This is a genomic window from Sulfitobacter sp. UBA4523, assembly GCF_002388305.1.
Classification (GTDB): Bacteria; Pseudomonadota; Alphaproteobacteria; order Rhodobacterales; family Rhodobacteraceae; genus Sulfitobacter; species Sulfitobacter pontiacus.
In genome coordinates, this window is record NZ_DGMH01000024.1 from 179663 (window position 1) to 181855 (window position 2193).

Consider the following 2193-nt stretch of genomic DNA (forward strand, 5'->3'; position numbering starts at 1 on the left):
GCGATGGCCAGCATCATCGGCTCCGGCCCGCAGATAAAGGCCATGTCCATGTCCGATACGTCGATCCAGGTCTTGAACAACTCGGCGCATTTATTCTGGTCTACACGGCCGGTGAACAGGTCGATGTCTTGCCCGCTTTCCAGCATGTGGATGACGCTCAACCGGCCCATATAGCGGTTCTTGAGATCCTCCAGCTCTTCGCGGAACATGATCGTGTTCACAGCGCGGTTGGCATAGACCAGCGTAAAGGTCGATTTGGGCTCGCGTTTCAACACCGTCTTGAGGATCGACAGCACGGGCGTGATCCCCGACCCGCCGGCAAAGCCAAGGTAATTCCGCGCGCGATCAGGCTCTAACCCGGCGGAAAACGTGCCTTGGGGGGGCATGGCATGCAGCGTATCCCCGACCTTCAACACCTCGTTCGCAAAGGTAGAGAAGGCACCGCCATCGACCCGCTTGATCCCCACTTGCAGCACGCCGTCGTCCAGACCGGCGCAAATGGAATAGTTGCGGCGCAGCTCGGTCCCGTCGAAATCCTGTTTGAAGGTCAGATACTGACCCTGCTTGAAGGCAAACGCCTGCGGGTCTTCGGGTTGTAGGGTCAAGACCACCGCGTCGCGGATGGTGCGGTGAATATCAGTCACTAATAAGGGGAGGAATTGGCTCATGGGTCAGATACACTTAAAATAATCGAAGGGTTCCAGACAGTCGGTGCAGCGCCATTGCGCCTTGCAGGGGGTCGATCCGAACTGGCTGATCTTTTCCAGATGCGTCGATTGGCAACGGGGGCAGCGTTCGGGGCCACCTGCGGGTTGGGGCGGGGCGATGCCGTAGCTTTCCAGCTTGGCGCGGCCCGCGTCGGTCATCCAGTCAGAGGTCCAGGCAGGCGAAAGTTGCCGCTTTAGAGCCAGTTTTTCGATCCCGTGCCCGCGCAATGCCGTTTCGATATCAAGGTTGATAATCGTCGTGGCAGGGCAGCCGGAGTAGGTCGGCGTCACCGTGACCTCTAGCGTGTCACCCTGCCATTGCACATCGCGGATGATCCCCAGATCGGTCAGCGAGATTACCGGAATCTCGGGGTCCGGCACGGCGTGGAGCCAACCCCACACAGTCTCTAACGAAGGCTTTTCGACTACCATGTCGCATCCGGGTAGGCGCGTTGCAGCCATTGCATCTGCGTCAGCATATGCCCCAGATGTTCCGAATGGCGTTTACCGGATTTGCCGCCGCGATGCCCGAAATCGCTTTCGGGCCGTGTCAGCGTGGCGGCGGTGAAGACATCGTTCACCAAAGTATCATAGGCGGCGCGCAGGGACGCAGGGTCGGGCGCGATGCCCGCTGAGACCATAGCCTCGTCCACAGCGTCCGCGACGAACATTTCCCCGACATAGGGCCACAACAGGTCCAGCGCGTTCTGCATGCGGCGGTGGCTTTCCTCGGTGCCGTCGCCAAGGCCGATCACCGTGTCTGTCGCGCGCTCCAGATGGTAGGTCACCTCTTTGCTCGACTTTTCCGCGATGGCCGCGATCTGTGCATCGCTGCTTTCCATCAGGGCGGTCAGCTGCGACAGGTGCCATGCGTCAAACAGGAACTGGCGCATGATCGTCTGGCCGAAATCGCCGTTGGGCTGTTCGACCAACAACAGATTGCGGAAATCCCAGACGTCACGGTGAAAGGCCAGCCGATCCGCATCGCGACCCGCGTCTTCGACCTTGCCCGCCAGATCCAGCCAAAGCGTGGTCTGGCCGATCAGGTCCAGCGCAGTATTCGCCAGCGCGATGTCTTCCTCCAGCACGGGGGCATGACCGCACCATTCCGAAACGCGGTGCCCCAGAACAAGGGTGTTATCCCCCATCCGGCATAGAAATTCGAACAAATCGCCTTTGTTAGGGTCTATATTTGCCGTGCTCACATCGCCCCCACTTCGTCTGGAATGTCAAAGAAGGTGGGGTGGCGGTAGACCTTGTCGTTGGCGGGCTCGTACAGCGGGCCTTTTTCCTCGGGCGAGGAGGCGGCGATATGGGCGGCCTCGACGACCCAGATGCTCACGCCTTCGTTGCGGCGCGTATAAACATCGCGGGCATTCTTGATCGCCATTTCGGCGTCAGCGGCGTGAAGCGACCCGACGTGGCGATGGCTCAGCCCGTGCTGACCGCGAATGAAAACCTCGAACAGGGGCCATTCATCGGCGCG

4 protein-coding genes are annotated in these 2193 nt (G+C 60.2%); all 4 read right to left on the reverse strand.

Going from position 1 to position 2193, the window contains the following annotated elements:
• On the reverse strand, positions 1–668 hold a 668-nt coding region (locus tag B3849_RS06670; RefSeq protein WP_286779931.1), incomplete at its 3' end, for an FAD-binding oxidoreductase.
• 3 nt (positions 669–671) lie between these two features.
• Positions 672–1139 carry a 1,2-phenylacetyl-CoA epoxidase subunit PaaD gene (gene paaD / locus B3849_RS06675; RefSeq protein ID WP_278424981.1) on the reverse strand — a complete coding sequence of 156 codons (468 nt, stop codon included), beginning with the start codon at positions 1137–1139 and terminating at the stop codon, positions 672–674.
• Positions 1133–1855: a 1,2-phenylacetyl-CoA epoxidase subunit PaaC gene (gene paaC / locus B3849_RS06680; protein WP_286779932.1), complete on the reverse strand. Its 723-nt coding sequence runs from the start codon at positions 1853–1855 to the stop codon at positions 1133–1135. The genes paaD and paaC overlap by 7 nt, the downstream gene beginning before the upstream one ends.
• A 53-nt stretch (positions 1856–1908) precedes the next feature.
• Positions 1909–2193 (reverse strand): 1,2-phenylacetyl-CoA epoxidase subunit PaaB (gene paaB, locus B3849_RS06685; RefSeq protein WP_286779933.1); only part of this gene is annotated, 285 nt, incomplete at its 5' end.

Bases quoted from the DNA above. Each gene is read 5' to 3' on its own strand.
- paaC (WP_286779932.1), bottom strand. From the start codon at position 1,855: ATGGGGGATAACACCCTTGTTCTGGGGCACCGCGTTTCGGAATGGTGC.
- paaD (WP_278424981.1), bottom strand. From the start codon at position 1,139: ATGGTAGTCGAAAAGCCTTCGTTAGAGACTGTGTGGGGTTGGCTCCAC.